Here is a 23,867-nt window from a genome sequence, read left to right as displayed (position 1 = left end):
AGCTACTATTTACAACTTACCCGTTCAAACTCAATTTTAACCGCTGCGACCGGCCTTGCGCTCGGCTGTTTTTTGGATTCTCTTTTCTATGACTTTCCCGATCATCCAAAAAGCAAGAATGCACACTCCAACGACGATAGATTTGGTCGGGTTTTGCGCAAAAGAAGCGATACTAGATCCTACATAAGAAATCGTAAAGATCATGACGGATTTCCCTAATATGGCAGCCAGCATAAATTGCTGACGGCTTACATTAGATAAACCTGACACAACATTAATGATAGAAGAGGGGGAGAAAGGAAAGCACATCAATAAAAACAACGGTCCAAATCCATGCTCTTCCAACCATGTCATCACTCGTTTGACCTGCTTATGACGGCTTACAAAATTGAAAAACCTCTGCTGGCCCAGTCTTCGGACGATTAGGAAGACAAGCAGCGAACCCGCCACTGCCCCAATCCATGAATATAAAAATCCTTTGAATAAACCATAAACGACAGAATTAGCTAAAACAAAAGCTACGAGAGGCAAGATTGGTAAAAAGGCTTCAATCAAGGGCAGAAGTATGCCCGGCAGTGGACCAAAGCGGTCCAGCTGTTCCAACTGGTGGATAATATAATCAAACAGCTGGTCATCTTCCGCCATTTCTCTAATTTCTTGAAAATCAATCATCAACAGCTCCATAAATGGCTCCCCTTATCGCATGCGTGAAGTCTTCCATGTTTTACTATCTCTATTTTAATAAAAACCCTCTTACTTTCCTACTATAATTCAGCCTCACCATTTCACACCATTATTAATCACCAAAAAATGGTTGGATACATCTCAAAACAACGTGGTATAATACAAGAACAGACGTTCGCATATACAGGAGGGGATCACCATGCGCCAATTACGACAAAGAGAATTAGAGATTGCCTCGCGCTACCTATTCTTATCGATGGCCATTACAGTTATCATGCAAGACCACAAACATTTCAAAGAGGGTGATTTTAAAATAAAAGAACCTTACTTGGACCTTCTTGGAAAAATGGAACTTACAGCGAGGGAAGAAAGGAAAATTCTGAGGACCCAAATGAACAGACAAAAACTACAAGTTATAGAATCAGGACGTAACGATTCATTCACTTCCTTTTTATTTTTGGCTCATGGGTATGAAGAAAAACGAAATTATTTTAACCCTGCCATTCGTAAAAAAGTAGAAGGAATTTTAATCGAACTTATGAGAAAGTCTCTGCAACCCCATCAATTGGAGGAACCTAAGAGCGTTTCAAGCGAGCTTCAAGGATAAAACGAAACTGTGCGGTGCGTTGAACTTGATTAGAAATCATGCCTACGGATACTGGCACATTGAGAGAGGAGCCATTGGTGAAAATGATCGTAGTGGAATGATCGGACTCACTTTTATATGTATGAATATAATCATGAGCGAGCCAGGTGCATTCTCTGCGTTTCGGGGAAATTATAGGGAAGATATATAAGCCCATCGCTTGAGAGATGACAATCGGCGGCTTATGCGTAAAGCCGGCTACTTGCTTTGTACCAGCGATACGGCCTTCTAAACTGCTGGCAAAGTAACGACAAGAGTTATCTACCACTTTTCCAGGTGGATCTATTAAATAAAAACCCTCATTACTTTCCATCACTTCGGTAATAATTCGGCCTTGCGCGTCAGTACGCGCAACAAGCGCCATGGTTTGCGCGTTTACTTCATATTCTCTTTTTTGAACCAAGTCCATTCTTTTCAACACCCTTTCAAATTATCGTCCGGAAAGCACGATTTTAAGCGCCCGCCGCCTTTACTATATAAATTTACCAAATTCCGATAAAAAAGTCACAATATTCATTAAAATAAATCATTTTTATTTATATTTGATATAATTATTGTAAACAAAGTTCATCAAACTTTTAAATAATGGGAGGAAACAGGATGTGGAAAAAGAAAAGCAACAAAGGGAAAGAGGATGAAAAAGTTTTGGAAGTGAAGGATTTATCCATCCATGACGTTAGAAAAGCCATTCACGCTTACGCTGATCATAAACCAAATGAAGTTCCTCTGAGTGTGATCATCAATCACGACTTGACCATCGATTATCATTTACTCTCCCCCTTCATCGACGGAATTCCTAAAAAAAGATTTTACATGTCTAAAGAAACCTACGAGCTCTTTGAAGAACAGGACCAGGAATTGGCTAAAGAAATTGATCTGGTGCAGCAGGCTGTAGATCAATATATTGAACAGACAGGTGAGACCCCGGTCATCGACTCGGATCCATATAAACGTATTAGTTATTATAAGCTCGAAAGGCTTTTTTTGCTGAGCGAACGTCCGCAGAGAGACTTTTATTTAACAGGAGAAGAATACATGATCACCTATAAGAAACCGAAATAATGAATAAAAAAAGGACCAATGCTCGTAATGAGCATTGGACAATGAGACGACTGGTTAACTTTTGAGTGAGGGAATTAATGTATGAAAAAGTTTTCACCTTTCCATAGCAACACTCATCAGTAAATACATTACTGACCCACTTATGAAACCGAATCATAAATGGTGTGTAACAAATAAGCATGATCGCTTATCTAATTCTTATTGTAATATATCTCTTCAAGCTATTCACCGAAAAGATTTTGCGGAAGACCGCAAAGCATTGCGTTATTGTTAGTGACTGACATACTGACAAGTTACGGTACTGCCTGTCATTTACTTTTGAGAGAGCTGTTCCCTTAAGTTTTTCCTCAAAATTTTACCGGTCGTGTTTTTCGGAAGTTCTTCCATAAAGTGAATTCTTCTGGGCTGTTTATACCTCGCTAAAGAACCGCTGCAAAACTCTTTCAACTCGTCTTCATCTAGTTCTGGATTAGAGGAGACGACGAAGCTGATTACTGATTCTCCTGTTTGCGGATCTGGTGACCCGACTACAGCTACTTCGCTTATATCAGGGTGGCTGTAAAGTACTTCCTCTACTTCTCGAGGGTATACATTGTAGCCTCCTACTAAAATCATATCTTTCTTACGATCTACAATGTAAAAGTAGTCTTCATCATCTTTCCTAGCCATATCTCCCGTATAGAGCCAACCATCACGGATAGTAACAGCCGTTTCCTCCGGCAGCTTATAGTACCCCTTCATAACGTTAGGTCCTCGTACAATAAGTTCGCCAACTTCACCATTAGGAACCTCTTCTCCTAATTCATCTACTACTTTATTCTCAACATTCACAATGTTTGTACCAATCGATCCTGGTTTGCGTGGACGGTCAAGCGGGTTGAACGCAGTGACCGGCGAAGCTTCAGACAATCCATACCCTTCAGAAATTCTAACGTTAAAATGTTTTTCAAAATCGTTGAGCAATGCTACAGGTAAAGATGAGCCGCCAGCTATACAAATACGCATATTCTTAAAAGCAGACACTCGGTCTTTGCCTGTTTGCAGTAAATAGTTATACATTGTCGGTACGCCTGCAAAAACAGTTGCTTTATAAGATTCTGCAACTTCAAATACTTCTGGTGGAGAAAATTTAGGAACGATCAGTACAGTTCCACCATTCATGATGGGAGCGTTCAAAGAGACAGTCAAACAGAACACGTGGAACATCGGCAATGTCGCAATGACACGGTCACTAGATGATATTCTAAGGTAATCCGCTACATCCGTTGCATTCGAATATAAATTCTTATGCGTTAACATGGCCCCTTTCGGTTTACCAGTAGTCCCTGAGGTGTAAAGAATGACTGCGACTTCTTCACCATCTAATGGCGGGCCTTGAAAATGCACATCTCCCTCTTCCACACACTTTGTAAACGATTTCATTTTATGAGATAAAGAAAAATCACGTGGTTCTGCACCTGTATCCGCAACAAAGTAATCTTGAATATTCAGATCCGCATCCATTTGTTCAAATTTTTCCATTAGAACATCCATCGTAATGACACCTTTAACATCTCCGTTTTTTAATATATAACTCATTTCATGGACCGTATACGTAGGATTTACTGGAATCACCGTAACCCCCGCCCGAATAGAACCATAAAGTCCAATCATGAATAGTGGACTATTTCCGCTTATTAATGCCAGGTGGTCTCCCTTTCCATAGCCTAGTTCATTTAATTTTGCCGCAAATTTAGTTACAGAGGCGTTAAACACCTGGTAGCTTACACCTTCTCCTTGAAATATGTAAGCTTCCTTCATAGGGTCTTTTTCGGTAGTTCTTATCAGTTGATCACTCAAATTCATATGTTGCTCCCCCTTCAATGAATGAACCATCATTCATTATATTTTTAAAAATATTCAATTTAATTATAAAATACTGTCAATTCATGCGCAACATTTAGCTTTAAACAGAGCCTTCTTAAAAAAGCAAAACCAGCAGATGTATCTGCTGGTTTATTTCTTAATATATAATATCTAAAAAAGCTTCTTTTGATATTTTACCTAAATAATGAGAAATATCTATATCTTCTAAGGCTGCTGAGATAGACTGGCGATCATACCTCACATCAATCAATTTCTCTTCTACTTCAGAAATATCGCCAACACCAAAGAAATCACCAAAAATTTTCACATTACGAATGCAGCCTTTTTCAACATCCAGTCGAATATCATAACTGCCAGCTCCTTCGATTCGCTTCGTTTGTTGAACATTGAATTTAGGAGATTTCCCATAATTCCAGTTCCAGTTTTGATAGCGTTCTTCAGCGATTTTATTAATTTCCTTCCAGTCTTCTTCCTTCAGCTTATACTGTGGAACGTCTTTTACATCTTCAACATCAAAAATGTACCGCAAAATTAAGCTTTTGAACTCTTCCATTGTAATTGGTTCATCTATATATTCGGATATATTAGCTACCCGGCTGCGAATAGATTTGATTCCTTTAGACTTAATTTTTTCGGTTTTGACATTCAACGCAGATACTACGTTTTCTATTTCGGAGTCCAGCATTAATGTTCCGTGACTGAACATACGTCCTTTTGTGGAAAACTGAGCGTTTCCTGAGATTTTTCTTCCATCCACAACGATATCATTTCGGCCTGACAACTCTGCAGAAACTCCAATTTTATTCAGAGCTTGTGTTACAGGCTCTGTAAACTTAGCAAAATCATGAAAACTATCCCCGTCATCCTTCGTAATGAAGCTGAAATTCAAGTTCCCAAGATCGTGATAGACTGCTCCGCCTCCAGAGAGCCGTCTTACCACATGGATGCCGTTATTTTCAACATACTTTGTGTTGATTTCTTCTATTGTATTTTGGTTTTTCCCAATGATGATAGATGGCTCGTTGATATAAAACAACAAATACGTCTCATCAATATCTAAATTCTTCAGTGCATATTCTTCAATAGCCAGGTTAATCTTCGGATCGTTTATCCCTTCATGGTCAATAAATAACATCGTCTCATCCTTTCACGTTTAACTCTACCCTATATTGTATAAAATTCGACAGCATTAAACAATTCTTTAGGTGCGGCCACGCCAGGTTAATTCTTCCGAAGCCAGCTCAATATTCCCTTTAAAAACATCCGCTGCTTCCTGCTTCAATAAATTCAAATTACCAAAATGAGGCAAATGACTGAGCCACAAAGTTTCCACTTCAGCGTCCCTGGCAATCAAAGCTGCTTCTTCACTCGTCATATGGCCTGGTTTACTTCCATCCATTCCTTTATAAAAGTTCGTATCCGTGATTAATAAATCTGCACCGCGAGCAAATTCGGCAAGCCCAGAAAAATAGCTTGTATCAGCTGTATATACGATTGTTTCTGTACCATTACAGATTTTCATAGCATAACAAGGAACTGGGTGTTTCGTTTGCAGAAAATTTATCGTAAAAGGCCCGATTTCCATCGTCTGCTCAGGGTCATACTCCACTCCTTTTGTATATTGGTGACTTAATTCTTTAAAAGCTGCCTTATCTTCCCTATGCCCATAGATTGGTAATACTTGTTTAGTATCGTGAATGGAATTTTGCACAAGCCACGCATATTGCAGGACCCCGATATCTGCTACATGATCCTTATGATAGTGAGAGAGGAGAACTGCGTTCAATTCCTGAACATCTGTTCTTTGCTGTAACCTGGAAAGACACCCGCTTCCGCAATCTATCAACAGCTTGAATCCCTCCTCTTCCAACAAGTAGCTTGAAGTAGCACTGTTTGCAGCAGGGTATGCTCCCCAAAATCCTATAATACTAATTTGCATAATGATCAACTCCTTAATACTATTTACCTATTTTTAATTTGTTTTATAACAGGTGGTTGTAATCTGCATATTGTTATAATACAATGACTATACAATAATTTATTTGGAGGCGATTTATCATGATGAATGTCATTGAATTTTTCCGTAACCTTCCGAAGAAACAGTGTACAAAATGTGGCCACGCAATTCACGAGCAAGCTGACTGCTATGGAAATGAATGTGACGAGTGCAGTCACCCTGCCCGTTAATCATAGTATTCCACAAATCTAGTTTTTCTGAACATTAAATCTTTCAAGCGGCTGTTAAGCTGCTTTTTTTTTTTGGAAAATGTTTGTATATTACATGATAATCATTCAACAATATGGCAGGATTGTGGAAGACTTGTTTTCGAGACAAGCTGGGTTTGTTGCCAGTCAGGGGTGGTTGGGAAGCTACTCGCTTCCCTGTGGGGGAACTGGCGAGCTCCTCGGGCTAAAGCCCTGTGGGATCTCGCCTACCTCCTTCTCCCACGGGAGTCTCCTAGCTTCCCAACCATCCCATGCGAAATGTAAAGAACGAACCCCCTGGCATTGGAATAGAAAAGACTTTTGAGTTCTCATCTAAGCCCCGTATTCCGGCTATAGCGCTTAGCGACTAACAAGACTGGTAAGTCTAGGCACTTTGTTCTTGTTTTCTTTCTCTCCGCCAGCTCAGTTTAGTCCAAACGCCGCTGGACGAAGTACTTTCGCTTTTTAATAAGGAATCTTACCGTTTTCCTCCGCCCCTTGAGCTATACATTTTCTTGAAATGGATCACAATTAATCTTATCCAGGAAGACAATAGCAATTAAGCGACTGTGACATAACCTATTAGACAATAAACATGTAGCCATGAAAAAACAAATTGTTGTAATGGGGTATTAGAAATGGGGCGACTTGTCGTTGCCACTCAAAATAGCTGTACTTCACTCAAAGCATTGTCTCAGATGTTTCCGTGAACCTAAAAAACGCAAGAAGGTCCGGGAAATTGCGAGACTCCTATGGCAGAAAAGTACAGGAGGAGATCCCGCAGGGCGTTAGCCCGAGGAAGCTCACCGTACGCCCATGGAAAGCGAGTGATTTCCCGGAACTTCAAGCACTATTTTTGTGGCGGAAACAGCCCGAACCTCTCGAAATCAAGTTTTAAAAAATAGGGAGTTAATATAAAAAATAATTCCCAAAAATGAGTGGTAATATGTTCAAATAGTATAAAAGAGAGAAGACACCTGAATATAGTAGGTGTCCTTCTCCCTTTTTGATTAAAAAACACTTTTTCAGTTGCTCATCATTAACGAGCGGTTTTCTTTACAGTATTACAGTCGGTCGACTTTCTCTTTATTAATTCATATGGGTAAACAAACCTCTGAGTAGGTGCCGACAGCTTATTTTTAATTTGATCCACTAGAACTTGAATGGTTTTTGAAGCTATTTGCTCTACTGGCTGCTCAATAGTGGTAATTGCCGGCACCATAAGCAAAGACAGCATCTGGTTATCAAAACCGACCACCGCCAGATCCTCAGGAATTCTCCATCCCTCCTTGGAAGCGGCGTATACGATCCCTGCAGCTACTTCATCTGAACCTGTGAAAATGCCGTCAACTTCGGGTTGGTGTACTTTCAAATATTGAAAAGTCGTTTGTCCATCCCCTACGTCTAATACCTCATTGATTTCCAATTCTTTTGATAACCACATATTATGTTCTCTCAATGCATCGCAAAACCCGATCTTCCGCTGCTTGCTAATGTACGTTTCCCGTCCGCCACTAGCATAAGCGATACGCCGGCAGCCTTGTTCAATAAGATGAAGGGCAGCATCGTAAGCTGCCTGCTTGTGATCGATATGTATCATCGTTACGTCTTGTGTCTCCATGTATTCGTTACACAAAACAATCGGCCCAGAGTCAAGAAAAGGTTCAATGTCCATCCACTCATTCGTCAAAGAAGCCATAATCACTCCATCAACTTGCTTTGTTTTTAATAGCTGCAAGTAATCTAATTCTTTATATTTCTTATCATGTGTCTGGCAAACTATCACCTGGTAACCGTAATCGGAGGCCTTCTGTTCTAATGATTCGATTAATTGACCGAAAAAAGGATTGGTTACCCGCGGTAATAAAACAGCAATGGTTTCCGTACGCTGGCTTCGTAAACGTCGAGCGGAAGAGTTTGGAACATAGCCAAGCTCTTTCATCGCTTCGTTGATTTTTATCTTCTTTTCTTCCGTTACATATGGTTGATTATTGATAACACGAGACACGGTCGTTCGTGACAGACCCGCCAATTTCGCCACATCTTCAATGGTAGCCATTATAACTCCTCCTGCTCAGCTACATTTTGAAATCGTTTTCATAACAAATCATACTAAGAGTGACATAATTATGCAAGGAGGAAATTATTGGAGCCAGAAACGCCTAACGTCTCTGGCTCCATCAGATTTAAAGTTTTAGTTGTTTGAGCACCTGTTCTACTGCGACTTCACCTTGATCAATACAATCAGGAAGACCTATGCCACGGTAAGAGCCTCCGGCAAGATAAATACCTGGGAGCTCTCGTTCGAGGTGATCGGTCACCTCTTGCAGGCGATCTTTATGACCGACAGCATACTGCGGCATCGAATCATGCCATCTTGTAACTACTGAAAAATCAGGTTGCGTATTTATGTCCATGATTTGACTCAAATCATGGAGTGCAATCTCAGTAATTTCTTCATCAGTTAAGTTTACTACTTCCTGGTCATCTGGTTTACCTACGTAACAGCGCAGCATTACTTTGCCTTCCGGTGTAGAATGGGGCCATTTTTTATGCGTCCATGTACACGCTGTAATCCTAAACTTGCTGTTCCTGGAAACGACGAAACCTGTACCATCGATGTCTTTACTAATGGCAGCCGCATCAAAAGCCATCGCTACGTTAGCTACTGATGTGGCTTTCATCTCTTTTAACTTGTTCATGAACTCATACTGGGAAAGCATCCGCTGGGCAGCAAAATAGGGAGCTGCAATAATCACAGCATCAGCTTTGTCAGCTGTCCCATCGCTTAAGAGCAAGTGATAGGTGTCACCCTTACGCTCAATATGATCGACTCCTGTATTCACCTGTACAACGCCTGGACTCAACTGTTCTTCCACCGCCTCCACTAACGAGGACAACCCATTTTCAAAAGTACGGAACATGCTCGGCTTAGGCTTGTTTTTTGGAGGTTTAGATACAGTTTTTCTCAACCCTTTAATCAGACTGCCGTATTCTTGTTCTAGATCATAAAAGTTCGGAAAGGTGGATTGCAGGCTTAATTCGTCGATATCTCCTGCATATATACCTGAGAGCAGCGGTTCAATCAGGTTTTCGACCACTTGGTTTCCCAACCTTCTTCTGAAAAAAAGTCCAAGAGATTGATCATGCTCGATTTGTTTTTTAGACTTCACTAAATCCATTGCCGCTCGAGCTTTACCAGCCGGGGAGAATAAACTAGAGAATAGAAAAGGACGGATTCGAGTAGGTACTCCCATGAACGATCCGCTCGGCATTTTATGAAGTTTTTCTTTGACTAGAATATAAGCCTGTCCTGTTCCGTTCGGAACCATTTGGTCTTCAAGACCGACTTCGCGTGCAAGCCTTCCCGCACTTTTTTTACGCTCTAAGAATGAATCCGGCCCTCTTTCAATAGTGAATCCATCCCGTTTAACGGTTTCAATCTTCCCACCCAGATGACCGCTCGCTTCGTAAAGTTTAATGTCAAGAGGGAGCTGTTTTTCTCGCTTGTCTTTTTGTAAGTAATAGGCAGCGGTCAATCCGGAGATTCCGCCGCCTATTATAACTACTTTCTTTTGTTCCACCATTAAACCTGCTCTTCCATTTTAGAAAGAACTACGCCTGCTAACGTACGGATAAATTTAGGGTGGGTATTCGGCATTGCCGGGCGATAATAGTCTGCACCGATTTCATGGCAGACGACTTTACATTCATAATCGTTATCATAGAGCACTTCTAGATGATCCGATACAAAACCTACAGGGGCATATACAAAAGTACGATAGCCTTTTTCATTAAAAAGATCACGAGTGAGATCTTGAACGTCCGGACCTAACCATGGATCAGGTGTATTCCCTTCACTCTGCCATCCGATTTCATATTGTTTGATTCCCGTTTCTTCAGAAATCATTTCAGCCGTTTTTTTCAGTTGATCAGGATACGGATCTCCGCCTTCTAATATTTTTTTCGGCAGACTGTGCGCTGACACTACTAAACAAGCAAGATCTTTTTCTTCTTCAGGCATTTTCTCGTACTCCGCTAAAATCTGTTCGCTCCAATAGTCAATGAAGCCGGGTGCATCATACCAGCTTTCTACAGAACGTATAGTAATTCCATGCTTTTCCGCTTCTTCTTGGGCTCTTCCATTATAGGACTTCACGCTATATGTTGAATAATGGGGGGCTAAAACGATAGAAACAGCTTCAGTAATTCCATCATCCGCCATTTGCTGAACAGCATCCTCTACGAAAGGTTCAATATGCTTTAAGCCTAAATACATTTTAAACTCGATGTCGTCCTGTTCTTCATTTAATGTATTTTGTAAAGCAAGTGCTTGGTCGTCTGTAATTCGGGCTAATGGTGAAATGCCTCCAATTGCGTTGTAACGATCACGCAGATCCTCAAGCATTTCTTCAGTGGGTTTTCGACCTCTGCGAATGTGAGTGTAGTATCTTTCTAAATCTTCTTCCTTATAAGGCGTTCCATACGCCATTACGAGTAAACCTACTTGTTTCTTTTCCATTATCGTTCACCTCTTAATTCTTTTTTGAATAATCGTGAATGAGCTTGGTCAAGCGTTTTAATGTTTCTGGTTCAATGTCTGGCGTGACCCCATGGCCAAGGTTGAAGATGTGGCTTGGGTGAGCTTTTCCTTCATCAATGATCTGTTTCGCTCTCATCTCAATTACTTCCCAATCTGAAAGAAGAATAGAAGGATCCAGGTTTCCTTGTAAAGGTTTCGTAATCCCCATGTCTCTCGCCTCTTTAATTGAGAGTCTCCAATCTAAGCCGACTACATCAACAGGAAGATCGTTCCACTCTAACGCCAGATGTCTGGCGCCTACACCAAACAAAATCAGCGGGACTCCTGTCGAACGCAGCTCTGTGAAAATTCTCTCCATAACAGGCTTGATGAACGTTCGGTAATCCTCTACATTCAGAGCCCCAACCCATGAATCGAAAATTTGGATGGCACTCGCTCCGGCTGCGACCTGCGCGCGGGCATAAGTAATTGTTGTTTCGGCTAACTTGTCCATAAGCATGAACCAAGTGTGAGGCTCGCTATACATCAACGCCTTCGTCTTATTATAATTCTTTGAAGGACCGCCCTCAATCATGTAGCTTGCAAGTGTGAAGGGAGCTCCGGAAAAACCAATCAGAGGAACATTCAACTGCTCTTTTGTCAATAAACGAATAGTATCCATAACGTAGGATACATCCTCTTCTGGGTCGATGCTTCCCAGCTTTTCTATATCCGCTTTGCTCCGCACAGGGTTATCGATGACTGGGCCTATGCCTTTTTGGATTTCCACATCTACACCAATAGCAGGCAGAGGTGTCATTATGTCTTTGTAAAGAATCGCTGCATCTACATCGTATTGTTCCACAGGCAGTCTTGTCACATATGCACCCAGCTCTGGCTGGTGAGTAATTTCAAACAAAGAATATTTTTCTTTCAACTTTCTGTATTCCGGTTGAGAACGCCCTGCCTGGCGCATGAACCAGACGGGAGTATGATTTGTCGACTCACCTCGGAAAGCTTTTAGAATCGTATCATTAAATGGTTTTGACATAGTAATTAACTCCTTTTAGGCACTTATCCGCTTCCACTATAACTATAAATCTGCGATGTGTATAGAAAAACGATGTGTTTGTCACGAATTTGTGCATTCTTTCACAGGATTCAATCAAGCTCCACTGGATTGGAGGCTTCTCCTTCAAGTCCCGTCAAAGGGTCATATGGAACGATGACATACGAGTGATTATTAAATAAACTGACAAAATTCAGCTCATATTCCCCTTCACCTGTTACTTCTCCCACAAGTCTCTTGTTTTGCCCCTCCTCATACAAACGATAAACTATACGTTCATCCTCTGAAGCAGTCCAGCTGATGGAGGCTGACACTAGGCTAAGTCCTCCAAAGCTTACAGATCCTTCTGCATCCGTAATCTTTGGTAGTTTGATAGGTTCAGGCAGCTCTTCAAGCCCATCTGGTTTTTTGAAATCGGCCGTCATACCTTTTGCGCGGTCAACTTCTGTTAAAATATCTTTCATTAAAGATGTCGGATATGAACTTCCGCCTGTGAGATAAAAATCCTCCCCTGCCTGATCATAGCCCATCCATAAAGATCCTACATAATCAGGCGTATATCCAGCGAACCACACATCTTTATTCTCCCCTTCAACTGAAGGGTGCTGCTGGGTCCCTGTTTTACCTGCCAGCGCTTTAGAATAAGCACCTGAGGAAGCAGTCCCAGATTGGACAGTAGTTTCAAGCATCTGCGTCATTTCCCATGCTGTCTCATCGTTGAACACTTTCGTTTCACTTCGTTCATGTTCGTGAATTACTTCACCTTGGCGGTTCGAAATTTGCTGAATCGTATATCCTTCTGCTGTACTTCCACTATTCACAAAGCTGCGATAAGCTTCCGTAATTTGCAAAGGAGTATAACCTCTGGAAAGGCCGCCTAAAGCAATAGAAAGACCTTCGTCTTCTGTTTCGAGACCGAGCTTATTCAAATACTCCTTCGAATAGGAGATTCCCATTTGATCGAGCAGCCAAACGGCCGGAGCATTTTTAGAATCGACAATGGACTGATACAAGGATGTGAGACCCTCATATTTTCCATCATAATTCCTTGGCTTATAATCGCCATAACTACGCGGCTCATCGACTAGCAATGAAAAAGGAATGTACGTGTCAGTCATCAATGCAGGACCATAAACGGATAAAGGCTTGATGACCGACCCTGGCTGTTTTTCAGAAGTTACGCGATTCAGTTCACCATGATTATAATCACGCCCTCCTACAGCGGCTACTAATGCACCTGTGGACTTGTCCATGAGGGTGAAAGCACCTTCTACCTCAGGTTGAGAGCCAGGGGCAAACTCACCCTCTTTCATATAATTAGAGGCAATTTCTTGGATCTCGGGGTCCATTTCTACAGTGACCTGGTATCCTCCTCGTTTTAGCTCCTCACGTGAAATATGATAACGTTCTGCAGCTTCGCGAATCACTAAGTCTACATAGCTGTTCGTCCAGCTTTCTCCACTATCTTCACGTGCTTCAGTACCGAGTGTAGCACCTTGCATACTGACCATTTCTTCAGCATCGAGCACACCCGTAGCCTCCATCCTTCCCAGAACGACATTCCGCCTATCCAATGACGCCTCAGGATTATCAAAGGGAGAGTAAGAATTAGGAGCTTTTGGCAGCCCAGCTAATAAGGCCCCCTGGGTAACAGAAAGTTCAGTAACTGATGTATTGAAATATTCTTTTGAGGCTGCTTCTACTCCATAAGCTCCACTTCCGAAATAAATCGTATTCAAGTACAATTCCAGAATCTCATCTTTCGTATATTCTCGTTCTAATTGAATAGCAGCCATAACCTCTTTAGTTTTGCGCATCCAGGATTTTTCATTCGTCAAAAAAAGATTCTTCGCCAGCTGTTGGGTAATGGTACTCGCCCCTTCTGCTTTGCTCATTGTAATGACATCACGATAGACAGCCCGTAAAATCGATTTGAAGTCGACTCCCGAGTGTTCATAGAAGCGAGAATCTTCGACCGCTACAAACGCATCTTTCACATGGTCAGGTATCTCCTCATGATCAATCAACGTCCTGTTCTGCGTATAAACCCTTTCGATAACTTCCCCATCCACTGTTTCAATAGTTGTAGACGCATCCAAAACAAGTTCAGTATCTTTTACAATAAATCTCCCGCCTTGAAGAATCACGAGGAACCCTATCATCGTCAATAAAAAAAGCCCGAGCACAACGAATAGTGGCCACTTGTATTTTTTCAACCAATCCGGTATCAGAAGTATTTTTTGTTTAATTTTCAGCATCTTGCATCCTCTCTTATCATGTAAGTTCAAACTTGCAGTTCAATGTCTCCACTTGCTACACTTAACTTGATGCAGGAAAGGAGATAACACTATGAAAGTATCTATGACAAATGGTACCCTAAACTATTTAGCAAAGCTAGAGAAAGAAAACAAAAAGGCTGCACTTTACTTCATGCAAGACCAGGACAAAACGGTGGCTTACTATGAAGGTGAGGAAGAGCCGGTTTTTGCGGAAGGTCGAGATTACGAAGTAGTGGAGGCTGTAGGTGATGTTGAAGAGTCAGGTTTTGTAGTTATGAATAATATCCCTGTTTCAGACGAAGGACGCCCTGTTTTCGAAGACCGATTCAAAAAACGCGCGGGAAGCGTCGAAAGTATGGAGGGCTTTCAAGCCATTCGAATTTTAAGACCAGTTAAAGGAAACACTTATGTTGTTTTTACGCAATGGCGTAATGAACAATGCTTTGAAGATTGGAAAAATTCCCAGGAGTTCGAGAAAGCTCATGAAAACTCTGGACCTAAACATAAAGAAAAACCATCATTCATTGATGGCAAACCTTACATTACTAAATACCAAATGATTCAATTAGAAGATTAACAGAAAAAGTATTCGTCACTAAGTCTAACTGTTTCCGTTCCGATCAAAAACTTAAAAATACATTCTGAAATGTCTATCAAGTTGTATATCAATTTGTTAGACATTTTTGTTGAGAAAAAAGTTTCGATATAGAAACCTTGAAAAAATGTTCTTAAACTATATGGCAGGATACTTTAAGACTCAGTTTCGAGATAACCAGGGTTCGTGGCCACAATGAGAGTCTGGTGTGGTTGGGAAGCTACTCGCTTTCCTGTGGGGGAAGTGGCGAGCTTCCTCGGGCTTGCAGCCCTGTGGGATCTCGCCTACATCCTTCTCCCACTTCTTACACTTATATTAGTCTAGGGCGTGGTTCCAATCATAAACCTTATGGGGGACTATCCAGCTCCAGCGCTTAGCGGCTACTGAGACTTCCTTCACTTCTGTACGATAAGTCAACATCGAATCTCTTCGTTCTTCGTGTTTCCTTTATCTCCTCCAGCTCAGTCCAGTCCATACGCCGCTGAACGAAGCGCTTCCGCTTTTACAAAGGGAGTCTCGCACTTCCCAACCACACCAATCGATATGAGATGAACGAACCCCCTTATACTGTTCTTTGAATTATTTTTATCTCCGCCATCTCAGTCCAGTCCATACACCGCTGAACGAAGTGCTTCCGCTTTCAAAGGTAGGAGCCTCGCACATTCCTAAAACCCCTAACTTATATTACGGGACGGAACTATGAAATGAGAAGAAGAAACTCTCTTGTACCAACGTTTGCAGAATAATTAAACCGGTTGTTTTAGAAAAACTAACTATCCAATAGACTTTTCATTTCCGTGAAAGCAAGCTAGAAATGAACCCTTTTTGCAAGAAGGTGCGTCTTCTTTATCCATGTTCATTTTTTGGTGAGCGTTTGTTTATAGGGATAAACCGCTCAATATCAAGTTTTTATCATAACTGTAGCGCACATCTGACATCCTGAAATCGGTGTTTCCGTACCACCTAATCATCGCAAAGAGCTCCGGGAAATTGCGAGACTCCTGTGGGAAAAGAGTGCTTGGTGAGACCCCGGAGAGCGTTAGCTCGAGGAGGCTCACTGCGCTCCCACGGAAAGCGAGTGATTTCCCGGAGCTCTCAACGCTGTCACTCATAACGGAAACAGCCCGAATATCTCGAATCTGAGTCTTCCACTAAAGGGAGCTTTAGTGGAACAACTTAAATTAAACATTTTAAAAAGGCTCGGTCGAAAAGTCGACTGAGCCTTTTATTATTTTAACGAAAACACTTCAACAAACATGAATTAACTTACTATACATATACCGATTAGTGTTTTTGCTATAGTAAACGGAGTAGTTACACTAAGCCGCTACCTTTTTTACATTATTCAGCAGTCACTTCTTCTTCAAAAAAGCTTTCGAACTCACCTTCAGGATTTTCACCTACGATCCGCGCCTGTTCCTCTCCATCTTCAAAGTGGACAAGGGTTGGAGTCGATTGGATCTGATACTTTGCACCTTCAGTGCCAAATTCACGTAAATTCATTTTTTTCATGTCTACGTTCATATCTTGTGCAATCGGTACAAGAACGGGAGTAGTATTTTGACAATGCACACATTCAGGATCATAAAAATACACAGTTACCGGCTCACCGGATGAAATTTCTTCTTCTAATTCATCAGGTAATATTTGGTTCTGGTAATTAGGATCGTCCAGTTGATCGATGGTGCTTTGCTCAAGGTCATCTTTTCCGTAAGGATTTCCTTCTGTTTTTTGAGAATTTTGGTAGTTCACTACAAAAGCGAGTACTACTAGAAGAACGACGAGTACCGTTCCAAAAATAATCATTTTCTTTTTCATTTCGCTTGTCCCCTTTGCTCACGAATCATAAGTACGTGACTGATAAAAATAATAATAAATGCGGTTCCTGCTAAGAACGGGATTGTGATGAAACCCAGCACATTGAGGTACTCCGCATTACACGGAACCGCACCACAGGAATTCCCCGCTGATTGAAAGGCGGGCACCTTTTGTAATGAATAGTGGTAAACAGAAAAACAAGCACCTATTCCACTCAAAATTAACCCCGACAGCGCTGAAGTCACATTCTTCTTAATTAATGACACTCCATAAATAACGACAAGGGGATACATCAAAATCCGCTGATACCAGCACAGCTCACAGGGCTCATACCCTAACACTTCCGAGAAAAACAAACTTCCAAGCATAGCCGCTAACGAAGTAGCCCATGCTATAAACAACCAGGTTTCGCTTCTCTGTTTCATAAAAAAGTTCCTTTCTTCCTCTCTCCCATTGTTATTATACAAGGTATTGTTTTCAATTCAAACTAGATTGCCACAACAGTTTTAAGAATCGTTTTATACTTTACGTTTAAACTAAAAGGAACAGGGAATATTTGAATATGTGCCAAGATTTCTTTGAAAGGATGATGAACATGGATGAAAAAATGCAACAATTAATTGATGGTTTAAACGAAGACTTAGCAAACGAATATGCAGCTTCAATTATGTATACTTACAACGCTGCAGTCGTTTCCGGCTTGTACCGCTCCGTACTTAAGCCATTCTTTGAAAGTGAAGTAGCTGATGAACAAGGTCACGCTTTATACTTGGCTGAGAAGATCAGTACTCTGGGAGGTACTCCAACCACATCTCCTGCTGAAGTTAAACAGCATACAGAAGTTAAGGCTATGCTGAGAGAAGCTCGTGAAGCAGAGCGTGCTACAATAGAGCGTTATGAAGAACGTAAACAACAGGCTGAGGAATTAAACTTAACGGAATTGTCCGTTAAGCTGGATGACCTCATCTCTGACGAAACAGGTCATATGGAAGAGATTGATCGTCTTCTTCAAGATTCCCGTCTTCATGAATAATCTTCAACGATGAGCCTGCCGATCCTATCGGCAGGCTTTTTTAGCATACGACTGTACCCTTCCTCCCCTGCTTTTAATATTAAAAATAGTCTGATATATTAGGAAGACCACTTAAACTTACAAGGGGATGGAAACATATATGTGGGAAAATATATTTACAGCCATTGATGAACAATACGAGCACATGGTAAAAACTCGCCGATACTTACATCAGTATCCTGAAATATCCTTCCATGAAACAGAAACAGCAAAATTCATTCAGCAAACTTATGATCGACTTGGTATTCCGTATGAAAGTAATGTGGGAGGAAATGGTGTGCTAGCTACCCTTAAAGGAGGTAGGCCAGGAAAAAAAATCGCCCTGCGCGCTGACTTTGACGCTCTGCCGATCCACGAGGAAAATAATGTGGAGTACCGCTCTAAAGTCGATGGAGTGATGCATGCTTGTGGTCATGACGGCCATACAGCCTCCTTATTAGGACTAGCAGAATCTCTGGTCCCTTTTCAAGAGGATTTGCCCGGTACCCTGGTATTTCTCCACCAGCATGCAGAAGAGTTTGCGCCCGGTGGAGCTAGACCTATTATCGAATCAGGCGCACTAGATGACGTTGACGCTGTATTCGGAACACATTTATGGGTGAATACTCCGACCGGAATTATCCAAACCTCTAAAGGCGCTTTTATGGCGGGTGCGGACCGTTTTCATATTAAAGTCAAAGGGAAGGGCGGACACGGTGCGATTCCTCATCAAACTAAGGACGCTATTGTGATTGCTTCCCAGCTTGTAACGTCCCTTCAGCAAATCGTCAGTCGACGATTAAACCCTCTTGATACAGCCGTTTTAACCGTAGGTACTTTTGAATCGGGAGATGCTTTTAATGTGATTGCGGACTCAGCAGAACTTTCAGGGACTGTCCGGACATTCGACTCTTCTGTACAAGACTTAATAATTGAAGAGATGGAGAAGGTCATTAAAGGCGCGTGCATAAGTGCAGGAGCCGATTATGACTTTGAATATTTAAAAGGGTACACTCCCGTGATCAACCATGCAGAGGAAGCGGAATTGATTTTAGATGAAGCTTCTAAAGCAGATGCTTCCCTGTCTACGGAAGAGGTGGATCCTGTAATGGCTGGCGAAGACTTCGCCTATTATTTAGAACAAAAACCTGGGGCCTACTATTTCACAGGTGCACAATTACCAGACCATTACTTTCCACACCACCATCCTAAGTTCGATTTCGACGAAAAAGCCTTACCTCACGCAGCCAAAACGCTGCTCCAAGCGTACCGTTCATATCAAGAGAAGCATCAAGTATGAGAAATCAAGCGGAGGCGATAGATATTCATCGTCGTCTCCCCTAATTGTTCTAAAAACCTGCCATTCGCTACATAGCCTACTATAGCTCCTACCCCTGGCACGAGCTGCATCAATTTCACTAAGTCGATCGTATCCCGGTATTCAAGCTGCAGAGTTTTCCAGTCCACCTTTTTCCTCTCTAAAGGTTCGTTTTCCCAGTTCAGAAGTACATCTCTCACTTTCACTTTTTCTTTATCACTGGAGAAAGTAAGCATGAAAATGTGAAGCAGGTATACTCTCTCCTCATAACGGTTGATATCCACCCCGTAGAATTGGGCCGTATCAAACAAAAATTTCATTTTAATGCTTAGTAACATAGGAAAGTCAGCCACACCCAGCCAAAATCCTCCCGCACCTGTACCCGCCCCTTCCCACGAGGCCGTCGATTTGTACTGCTTCAATCTTCCTTTAATAAGCTCTTCCCTTTCTTCAAAACTCCACTCCTCATTATGTTCAACTGGATGTATATACTGTGATGAAGTCAAAGATAACTCAATCATTCTCTTAATACTTTCCGTCACAACGACATGTACACGGTCAGGGATTTTTTGATTGATCGCTGATTGTAACCCTTTCGATGTCCTCTGTATGACTCCGGACCTTTTCTCAAGTGAACGACTCCACCTGAGCGCTTCTTTATACTTCTTTTCTTCGTAAGTCATGTCTTATCCTCCTAAAAAGGCGGCCCCCGCAGGAACCGCTCATTGGCTTAAATCAATCTTGGTCTAACATATCCCTTAATAAACATATAGCTGAACAGCGTTCCGCCTATAGCTACAATGGCAACTCCGATCCACTGCCATTGAATGATGAATAACAAAGTAAATAGCAGTGTCTGCAAAAGCATAAGTTGATACAGGAAAGTCAGCATTGCTTTTTGCTTCCACTCTTTTTTTACGGGGTAAAGGTCAAGCCACACAATAGTTCGATGGTGATTCCATAACGTCATCATTTGAAAAGCACTTAAGTAAAGGAATAAAATGGCAAATGCTACTTTCACCCATAGATTAGGTACAAACCAAACAGCGAGTCCACCTATAGCAATCAGTCTGAAATACATACCTAAGTAATCACTGCTTCTGATAAAAGTGATCCTATATAAATAAGTGAAGGTCTCCTTCTGACTGTATGGTACTGCAGAAGCAAGCATTCTAACGAGCGTATGTCTCTTTTTGACTGTATTCCTTAAATGAGGAACATCAGTAAACATATTAGCGATCCTATAAAAAGTCCGCATTCTAGCCTGATCTTTCTGAACGAGCAAATCAAACACAAGACCAGCTTTCTTGCGAGCCAGAGAATATATATATAACGTTACTCCCACAAGGAGGATACCCACTATGGCTGAAAATGCCCATTCCCCTTGTGCTAAGAAGTAAAAGAACACAATACTTAACACAACCCGAATGACCTGATCGACGTTCCGGCTATAGGCATTCCTCTCTTTAAGCATCCACCAGTTAGCCAGCATATTAATTAACTTCAAAACAAGAATACCGGCAAGCATCGTTAAATAGTGGTTCGTGCCCAGTTCAGGATACGATTCAAAATAGAGGGGACCAAGCGCTGCCACTACAAGTAAGATCAAATAAAGCTGGATAACAAAGCTGTACATAAGGCATCGCTTGAAATAGCCTGCAAGCTGATGCTCAGCAGGAAGTAAAAAAACTAAGTCCGGTTCTTTTAAAAGCGTCCTTACTGGACTATAGCTGGCTACTAGTCCAAATGCGCCCCCAACAATCCAAGCGGTCGGGAAACCTTCAGGAAGTTCCATCAGCCACTGTTGATAGTAATAGGCAAGAGCTGATATGAAAAAAAACATGGCAATGGCAATATGACCATTAAAAATGTATTTTAAATAGCGGCTTGTCTCTTTTATATGGGCTTGAAAACGTTGACTCCATAATTCATTAGCATTAATCATCGGCGTCTTCCTTCGTCAGTTGGATGTAAATATCATCTAATGAAGCTTGTGGCCGGTCAAATGACTCTCTTAATTCTTCCAATGTTCCCATCGCCCTTATATGGCCATCATGAAGGATCACAAAACGATTACAGTATTTTTCTGCTGTAGCCAAAATGTGAGTGGACATCAGGATTCCTGCTCCATTATTTTTCATCTCCTCCATAAGTTCCAGGTAGGATTTGATACCAAGAGGGTCCAGACCTACGAAAGGCTCGTCTACAATATACAGTTCCGGCTCAATGAGAAATGCACACATGATCATCACTTTTTGGCGCATTCCTTTAGAAAAGTGAACAGGGAACCAATTGAGTTTCTTTGACAGTCGAAATTCCTTGAGCAAAGGATCCAATCGCTTTTTAAAAGTATCTTCAGGAATGTTATAAGCCATCGCAGTCAGCCTCAAATGTTCATGAAGTGTCAATTCATCATAAAGAATCGGTACTTCCGGAATATAAGCTAATTGTTGACGGTACCCTTCTGGATTCTCATCGAAGGTGGTTCCGTTGATTGCGACCTTTCCTTTTTTTGCTTGCATCATACCGATGACATGCTTGATTGTTGTACTCTTCCCCGCTCCGTTTAAACCGATAAGTCCAACAATTTCATTTGGAAAGACCTCAAATGAAATTCCATGAAGCACGTTTTTATGTGTATAGCCTCCATGGAGATCCTCTATATGTAACAATGAATTCAAGTCAATCCCTCTTTTCAAAATATAACTGCATTCTTTAAAATTTTATCATAATATAAGTTAGCTTACACAGAAATGCTTTAATAGCTTCTCAATCGAGGAAAAAGGTTTAAATATGATACAATTATACAAACGCCTTAAAGGAGTGTATGTACGATGAGCCATGACAAAGATTGTATTTTCTGCAAAATAATTTCAAGGGATATTCCTTCTGCAAAAGTCTACGAAGATGAAGAGGTATATGCTTTTCTTGATATTAGTCAAGTCACAAAAGGTCATACGCTGGTGATTCCAAAAACACACACCCAGGATATTTACTCAACGGATGAACAGACGGCAGAGCAGTTGTTTGCCCGAGTACCTAAAGTTGCAAAAGCAATCAAAACTGCTTTTCAGCCGATTGGTATGAATTTACTCAATAACAATGAAGAACCTGCAGGACAATCAGTTTTCCACTTACATATTCATCTTATTCCTCGCTATGGGAAAGAGGATGGATTCAATCCAGAATGGACTGTACATTCAGATGACTACACAACAGAGGATTTACAAAAAATGGCTTATGAAATCAGCGAGCACGTGAAGTAGCCGAAAAGAAACCTATTTGATATAATCAAATTATGCATCTGCAGACGATCAAGAGGATACGTTTGAGGTGTGAATTCAGCAGAGTTTAGTCGAGAAGAGGAGAGTTCAAATGAATACAAGAATTTTAGTTTTTCTTTCGTTACTTATAGGAATAGGCGCAGTTCTACATGCTGTTATTCCGCCTTTTTTCTTTGGGATGCGTCCTGACATGATGCTGGCTATGATGTTTTTAGGTATTATTTTATTTCCCAAGTTATCTTACGTCTTCGTGCTCTCTATTGCAACCGGACTTATGTCCGCTTTGACGACGACAGTGCCTGGAGGCCAGCTTGCTAATCTTGTGGATAAACCTTTAACAGCGCTAGCTTTTCTTGGAATGTTTTTATCATTAAAAAAGATATTAAAAGAAACCGCGGCTCCTGTATTGACTGCAATAGGGACGATTATCAGTGGTTCAATTTTCTTAAGTTTCGTTCTCTTTTTCGCAGGAATTATGGAAGCCAGTTTTGGAGTGATGTTTATCACTGTGGTATTACCGGCAGCAGCAGTTAATACCATTGCTATGATAATCATCTATCCTATAGCTCAGAATATTATGAAAAGAACACACTATGCTCAATCAATGAGCGTTTCATAACAAGGCAGCCATTCTGTAAAGTCTGTTTAATCACCACTTAAGGTTGGCCGCTTCACACTTATTTGTCAGCGGCCAACTTTTTTCTTTTCTTTATTTAGGTTTTAAACGTACATATTAAGAGAAAATAATAAATAGTCAAAGTTTCTGAAAGGAGTTTTTCTAATGGCCAATGCAAAATCATTAGTTTTAGGTGTTTTTGTTGGAGGGGTAGTCGGTGCAGCCTATACACTCTTTAACACTCCTTCATCGGGGAGAGATTTCCGGGAAAATGCAAAGTTAAAAAGTGAAAATTTAAAGAATACAATTTTCAGCTTGAAAGAGGAAGGGCTTCAGCTTAAAGATCAAATTGCTCAAACTTCTAAAGAAGGAGCAGAATTGGTAAAAGAATTATCTGAAGACGTAAAAAGCTCCATTGAAAGTTGGAAAAAGACAGTGGAACCTCATCAGAAGAATATACAAATGTATTTAGAGCAAATCGAGGAAAGTTTAAAAGATCTTGAAGAAAAAGCGAAAGCTGAACAGAACACGGATTCGCAGGATGAAACTCAGTCTGGCAGCGAAGAGACCAAACATTAATTTCAAATATTTACTTGGGGGAGTTTTCAGATGAAGGAGTCTGAAAACTCTTTTTTATTTTCTTAATGAAAAGTAAGCTGAAAATAAAAAAAATTCCTTTCACCTTTCGCCCGATCCTTGTAATGTAAATTCAAGTTGTTCCACTAAAGCTCCCTTTAGTGGAAGACTCAGTTTCGAGACATTCTGCCTGTTTCCGTCACAAAAATAGAGCTTGAAGGGCCGGGAAATCACTCGCTTTCCATGGGCGTACGGTGAGCTTCCTCGGGCTAACGC

General features: G+C 41.2%; 24 protein-coding genes. 9 read left to right on the top strand and 15 right to left on the bottom strand.

The features are described from left to right. Positions 1-36: 36 nt before the first annotated feature. The gene (locus O2Q26_RS12925) at positions 37-684 is read right to left on the bottom strand and encodes a TVP38/TMEM64 family protein (RefSeq protein WP_289216299.1); all 648 of its coding nucleotides are present in this window, start codon (positions 682-684) and stop codon (positions 37-39) included. A 199-nt stretch (positions 685-883) separates the two neighbouring features. On the opposite strand from O2Q26_RS12925, the gene O2Q26_RS12920 reads away from it, so the two are divergent. Beyond that, positions 884-1,291, top strand: coding sequence for a YhjD family protein (locus O2Q26_RS12920; protein WP_289216298.1), 408 nt, complete (start codon positions 884-886; stop codon positions 1,289-1,291). Here the strand turns inward: O2Q26_RS12920 and O2Q26_RS12915 are convergent. Next, positions 1,260-1,739: a competence protein ComK gene (locus tag O2Q26_RS12915; RefSeq protein WP_289216297.1), complete on the bottom strand. Its 480-nt coding sequence runs from the start codon at positions 1,737-1,739 to the stop codon at positions 1,260-1,262. The two genes, O2Q26_RS12920 and O2Q26_RS12915, sit on opposite strands and share 32 nt — an antisense overlap. Before the next feature lie 191 nt (positions 1,740-1,930). Between O2Q26_RS12915 and O2Q26_RS12910 the strand changes: the two genes are divergently transcribed. Beyond that, positions 1,931-2,392 carry a DUF3939 domain-containing protein gene (locus O2Q26_RS12910; RefSeq protein WP_289216296.1) on the top strand — a complete coding sequence of 154 codons (462 nt, stop codon included), beginning with the start codon at positions 1,931-1,933 and terminating at the stop codon, positions 2,390-2,392. 312 nt (positions 2,393-2,704) lie between these two features. Here O2Q26_RS12910 and O2Q26_RS12905 read toward each other — a convergent pair whose 3' ends face one another. The 3 genes from O2Q26_RS12905 to O2Q26_RS12895 form a co-directional block, all read right to left on the bottom strand. Further along, a complete protein-coding gene (locus O2Q26_RS12905) occupies positions 2,705-4,237 on the bottom strand; it encodes a long-chain-fatty-acid--CoA ligase (RefSeq protein WP_289216295.1) in 1,533 nt (510 codons plus the stop codon). A 157-nt stretch (positions 4,238-4,394) separates the two neighbouring features. Then, positions 4,395-5,393: a lipoate--protein ligase gene (lplA, locus tag O2Q26_RS12900; protein ID WP_289216294.1), complete on the bottom strand. Its 999-nt coding sequence runs from the start codon at positions 5,391-5,393 to the stop codon at positions 4,395-4,397. A 66-nt stretch (positions 5,394-5,459) separates the two neighbouring features. After that, positions 5,460-6,197: an MBL fold metallo-hydrolase gene (locus O2Q26_RS12895; protein WP_289216293.1), complete on the bottom strand. Its 738-nt coding sequence runs from the start codon at positions 6,195-6,197 to the stop codon at positions 5,460-5,462. Between the two features lie 119 nt (positions 6,198-6,316). Here O2Q26_RS12895 and yhfH point away from each other — a divergent pair, with 119 nt between their 5' ends. After that, a complete protein-coding gene (yhfH, locus tag O2Q26_RS12890; protein ID WP_253937472.1) occupies positions 6,317-6,445 on the top strand; it encodes a protein YhfH in 129 nt (42 codons plus the stop codon). A 1,057-nt stretch (positions 6,446-7,502) separates the two neighbouring features. Here the strand turns inward: yhfH and O2Q26_RS12885 are convergent. The 5 genes from O2Q26_RS12885 to O2Q26_RS12865 form a co-directional block, all read right to left on the bottom strand. Continuing rightward, a complete protein-coding gene (locus O2Q26_RS12885) occupies positions 7,503-8,522 on the bottom strand; it encodes a LacI family DNA-binding transcriptional regulator (RefSeq protein ID WP_289216292.1) in 1,020 nt (339 codons plus the stop codon). A gap of 127 nt (positions 8,523-8,649) precedes the next feature. Next, positions 8,650-10,050, bottom strand: coding sequence for a protoporphyrinogen oxidase (gene hemY / locus O2Q26_RS12880; RefSeq protein ID WP_289216291.1), 1,401 nt, complete (start codon positions 10,048-10,050; stop codon positions 8,650-8,652). Continuing rightward, positions 10,050-10,985: a ferrochelatase gene (gene hemH, locus O2Q26_RS12875; protein WP_289216290.1), complete on the bottom strand. Its 936-nt coding sequence runs from the start codon at positions 10,983-10,985 to the stop codon at positions 10,050-10,052. Before hemH ends, hemY begins: the two co-directional genes overlap by 1 nt. 13 nt (positions 10,986-10,998) lie before the next feature. Then, on the bottom strand, positions 10,999-12,036 hold the full coding sequence (hemE, locus tag O2Q26_RS12870) for a uroporphyrinogen decarboxylase (protein WP_390216607.1): 1,038 nt from the start codon (positions 12,034-12,036) through the stop codon (positions 10,999-11,001). A gap of 110 nt (positions 12,037-12,146) precedes the next feature. After that, a complete protein-coding gene (locus tag O2Q26_RS12865) occupies positions 12,147-14,312 on the bottom strand; it encodes a transglycosylase domain-containing protein (protein WP_289216289.1) in 2,166 nt (721 codons plus the stop codon). A 91-nt stretch (positions 14,313-14,403) separates the two neighbouring features. Between O2Q26_RS12865 and O2Q26_RS12860 the strand changes: the two genes are divergently transcribed. Further along, complete coding sequence (locus O2Q26_RS12860; RefSeq protein WP_289216288.1) at positions 14,404-14,910, top strand: antibiotic biosynthesis monooxygenase family protein; 507 nt, start codon at positions 14,404-14,406, stop codon at positions 14,908-14,910. Positions 14,911-16,269: 1,359 nt separating this feature from the next. Here O2Q26_RS12860 and O2Q26_RS12855 read toward each other — a convergent pair. Continuing rightward, positions 16,270-16,746 (bottom strand): thioredoxin family protein, encoded by a 477-nt coding sequence (locus tag O2Q26_RS12855; RefSeq protein WP_289216287.1) that lies wholly within the window; start codon positions 16,744-16,746, stop codon positions 16,270-16,272. Further along, positions 16,743-17,171 (bottom strand): disulfide oxidoreductase, encoded by a 429-nt coding sequence (locus tag O2Q26_RS12850; RefSeq protein ID WP_289216286.1) that lies wholly within the window; start codon positions 17,169-17,171, stop codon positions 16,743-16,745. The genes O2Q26_RS12855 and O2Q26_RS12850 overlap by 4 nt, the downstream gene beginning before the upstream one ends. 170 nt (positions 17,172-17,341) lie before the next feature. Between O2Q26_RS12850 and O2Q26_RS12845 the strand changes: the two genes are divergently transcribed. Beyond that, entirely contained in the window at positions 17,342-17,779 is a 438-nt protein-coding gene (locus tag O2Q26_RS12845) for a ferritin-like domain-containing protein (protein WP_289216285.1), read from the top strand. Positions 17,780-17,918: 139 nt separating this feature from the next. Then, on the top strand, positions 17,919-19,097 hold the full coding sequence (locus O2Q26_RS12840) for a M20 metallopeptidase family protein (RefSeq protein ID WP_289216284.1): 1,179 nt from the start codon (positions 17,919-17,921) through the stop codon (positions 19,095-19,097). Here O2Q26_RS12840 and O2Q26_RS12835 read toward each other — a convergent pair. Genes O2Q26_RS12835 through O2Q26_RS12825 form a run of 3 tightly spaced genes read right to left on the bottom strand, consistent with a single transcriptional unit; the run spans position 19,088 to position 21,796 of the window. Next, positions 19,088-19,798 (bottom strand): EcsC family protein, encoded by a 711-nt coding sequence (locus O2Q26_RS12835; RefSeq protein WP_289216283.1) that lies wholly within the window; start codon positions 19,796-19,798, stop codon positions 19,088-19,090. The genes O2Q26_RS12840 and O2Q26_RS12835 overlap by 10 nt on opposite strands. A 47-nt stretch (positions 19,799-19,845) precedes the next feature. Then, positions 19,846-21,060, bottom strand: a complete 1,215-nt coding sequence (locus O2Q26_RS12830; protein ID WP_289216282.1) for an ABC transporter permease — start codon at positions 21,058-21,060, stop codon at positions 19,846-19,848. Continuing rightward, entirely contained in the window at positions 21,053-21,796 is a 744-nt protein-coding gene (locus O2Q26_RS12825; RefSeq protein WP_289216281.1) for an ABC transporter ATP-binding protein, read from the bottom strand. Before O2Q26_RS12825 ends, O2Q26_RS12830 begins: the two co-directional genes overlap by 8 nt. Before the next feature lie 153 nt (positions 21,797-21,949). Between O2Q26_RS12825 and O2Q26_RS12820 the strand changes: the two genes are divergently transcribed. The 3 genes from O2Q26_RS12820 (at position 21,950) to O2Q26_RS12810 (ending at position 23,594) form a co-directional block, all read left to right on the top strand. Further along, positions 21,950-22,381: an HIT family protein gene (locus O2Q26_RS12820; RefSeq protein WP_289216280.1), complete on the top strand. Its 432-nt coding sequence runs from the start codon at positions 21,950-21,952 to the stop codon at positions 22,379-22,381. 109 nt (positions 22,382-22,490) lie between these two features. Continuing rightward, on the top strand, positions 22,491-23,018 hold the full coding sequence (locus tag O2Q26_RS12815; protein WP_289216279.1) for a tryptophan transporter: 528 nt from the start codon (positions 22,491-22,493) through the stop codon (positions 23,016-23,018). A gap of 162 nt (positions 23,019-23,180) precedes the next feature. Then, complete coding sequence (locus O2Q26_RS12810) at positions 23,181-23,594, top strand: YtxH domain-containing protein (RefSeq protein WP_289216278.1); 414 nt, start codon at positions 23,181-23,183, stop codon at positions 23,592-23,594. Positions 23,595-23,867 lie beyond the last annotated feature (273 nt).

This window comes from Halobacillus campisalis (assembly GCF_030345335.1).
Classification (GTDB): Bacteria; Bacillota; Bacilli; order Bacillales; family Halobacillaceae; genus Halobacillus_A; species Halobacillus_A campisalis.
Note: the sequence above shows the minus strand (reverse complement) of the source record. Positions and strands in the feature narration are given on the sequence as shown.

Bases quoted from the DNA above. Each gene is read 5' to 3' on its own strand.
- O2Q26_RS12925 (WP_289216299.1), bottom strand. From the start codon at position 684: ATGGAGCTGTTGATGATTGATTTTCAAGAAATTAGAGAAATGGCGGAA.
- O2Q26_RS12920 (WP_289216298.1), top strand. From the start codon at position 884: ATGCGCCAATTACGACAAAGAGAATTAGAGATTGCCTCGCGCTACCTA.
- O2Q26_RS12915 (WP_289216297.1), bottom strand. From the start codon at position 1,739: ATGGACTTGGTTCAAAAAAGAGAATATGAAGTAAACGCGCAAACCATG.
- O2Q26_RS12910 (WP_289216296.1), top strand. From the start codon at position 1,931: ATGTGGAAAAAGAAAAGCAACAAAGGGAAAGAGGATGAAAAAGTTTTG.
- O2Q26_RS12905 (WP_289216295.1), bottom strand. From the start codon at position 4,237: ATGAATTTGAGTGATCAACTGATAAGAACTACCGAAAAAGACCCTATG.
- lplA (WP_289216294.1), bottom strand. From the start codon at position 5,393: ATGTTATTTATTGACCATGAAGGGATAAACGATCCGAAGATTAACCTG.
- O2Q26_RS12895 (WP_289216293.1), bottom strand. From the start codon at position 6,197: ATGCAAATTAGTATTATAGGATTTTGGGGAGCATACCCTGCTGCAAAC.
- yhfH (WP_253937472.1), top strand. From the start codon at position 6,317: ATGATGAATGTCATTGAATTTTTCCGTAACCTTCCGAAGAAACAGTGT.
- O2Q26_RS12885 (WP_289216292.1), bottom strand. From the start codon at position 8,522: ATGGCTACCATTGAAGATGTGGCGAAATTGGCGGGTCTGTCACGAACG.
- hemY (WP_289216291.1), bottom strand. From the start codon at position 10,050: ATGGTGGAACAAAAGAAAGTAGTTATAATAGGCGGCGGAATCTCCGGA.
- hemH (WP_289216290.1), bottom strand. From the start codon at position 10,985: ATGGAAAAGAAACAAGTAGGTTTACTCGTAATGGCGTATGGAACGCCT.
- hemE (WP_390216607.1), bottom strand. From the start codon at position 12,036: ATGTCAAAACCATTTAATGATACGATTCTAAAAGCTTTCCGAGGTGAG.
- O2Q26_RS12865 (WP_289216289.1), bottom strand. From the start codon at position 14,312: ATGCTGAAAATTAAACAAAAAATACTTCTGATACCGGATTGGTTGAAA.
- O2Q26_RS12860 (WP_289216288.1), top strand. From the start codon at position 14,404: ATGAAAGTATCTATGACAAATGGTACCCTAAACTATTTAGCAAAGCTA.
- O2Q26_RS12855 (WP_289216287.1), bottom strand. From the start codon at position 16,746: ATGAAAAAGAAAATGATTATTTTTGGAACGGTACTCGTCGTTCTTCTA.
- O2Q26_RS12850 (WP_289216286.1), bottom strand. From the start codon at position 17,171: ATGAAACAGAGAAGCGAAACCTGGTTGTTTATAGCATGGGCTACTTCG.
- O2Q26_RS12845 (WP_289216285.1), top strand. From the start codon at position 17,342: ATGGATGAAAAAATGCAACAATTAATTGATGGTTTAAACGAAGACTTA.
- O2Q26_RS12840 (WP_289216284.1), top strand. From the start codon at position 17,919: ATGTGGGAAAATATATTTACAGCCATTGATGAACAATACGAGCACATG.
- O2Q26_RS12835 (WP_289216283.1), bottom strand. From the start codon at position 19,798: ATGACTTACGAAGAAAAGAAGTATAAAGAAGCGCTCAGGTGGAGTCGT.
- O2Q26_RS12830 (WP_289216282.1), bottom strand. From the start codon at position 21,060: ATGATTAATGCTAATGAATTATGGAGTCAACGTTTTCAAGCCCATATA.
- O2Q26_RS12820 (WP_289216280.1), top strand. From the start codon at position 21,950: ATGAGCCATGACAAAGATTGTATTTTCTGCAAAATAATTTCAAGGGAT.
- O2Q26_RS12815 (WP_289216279.1), top strand. From the start codon at position 22,491: ATGAATACAAGAATTTTAGTTTTTCTTTCGTTACTTATAGGAATAGGC.
- O2Q26_RS12810 (WP_289216278.1), top strand. From the start codon at position 23,181: ATGGCCAATGCAAAATCATTAGTTTTAGGTGTTTTTGTTGGAGGGGTA.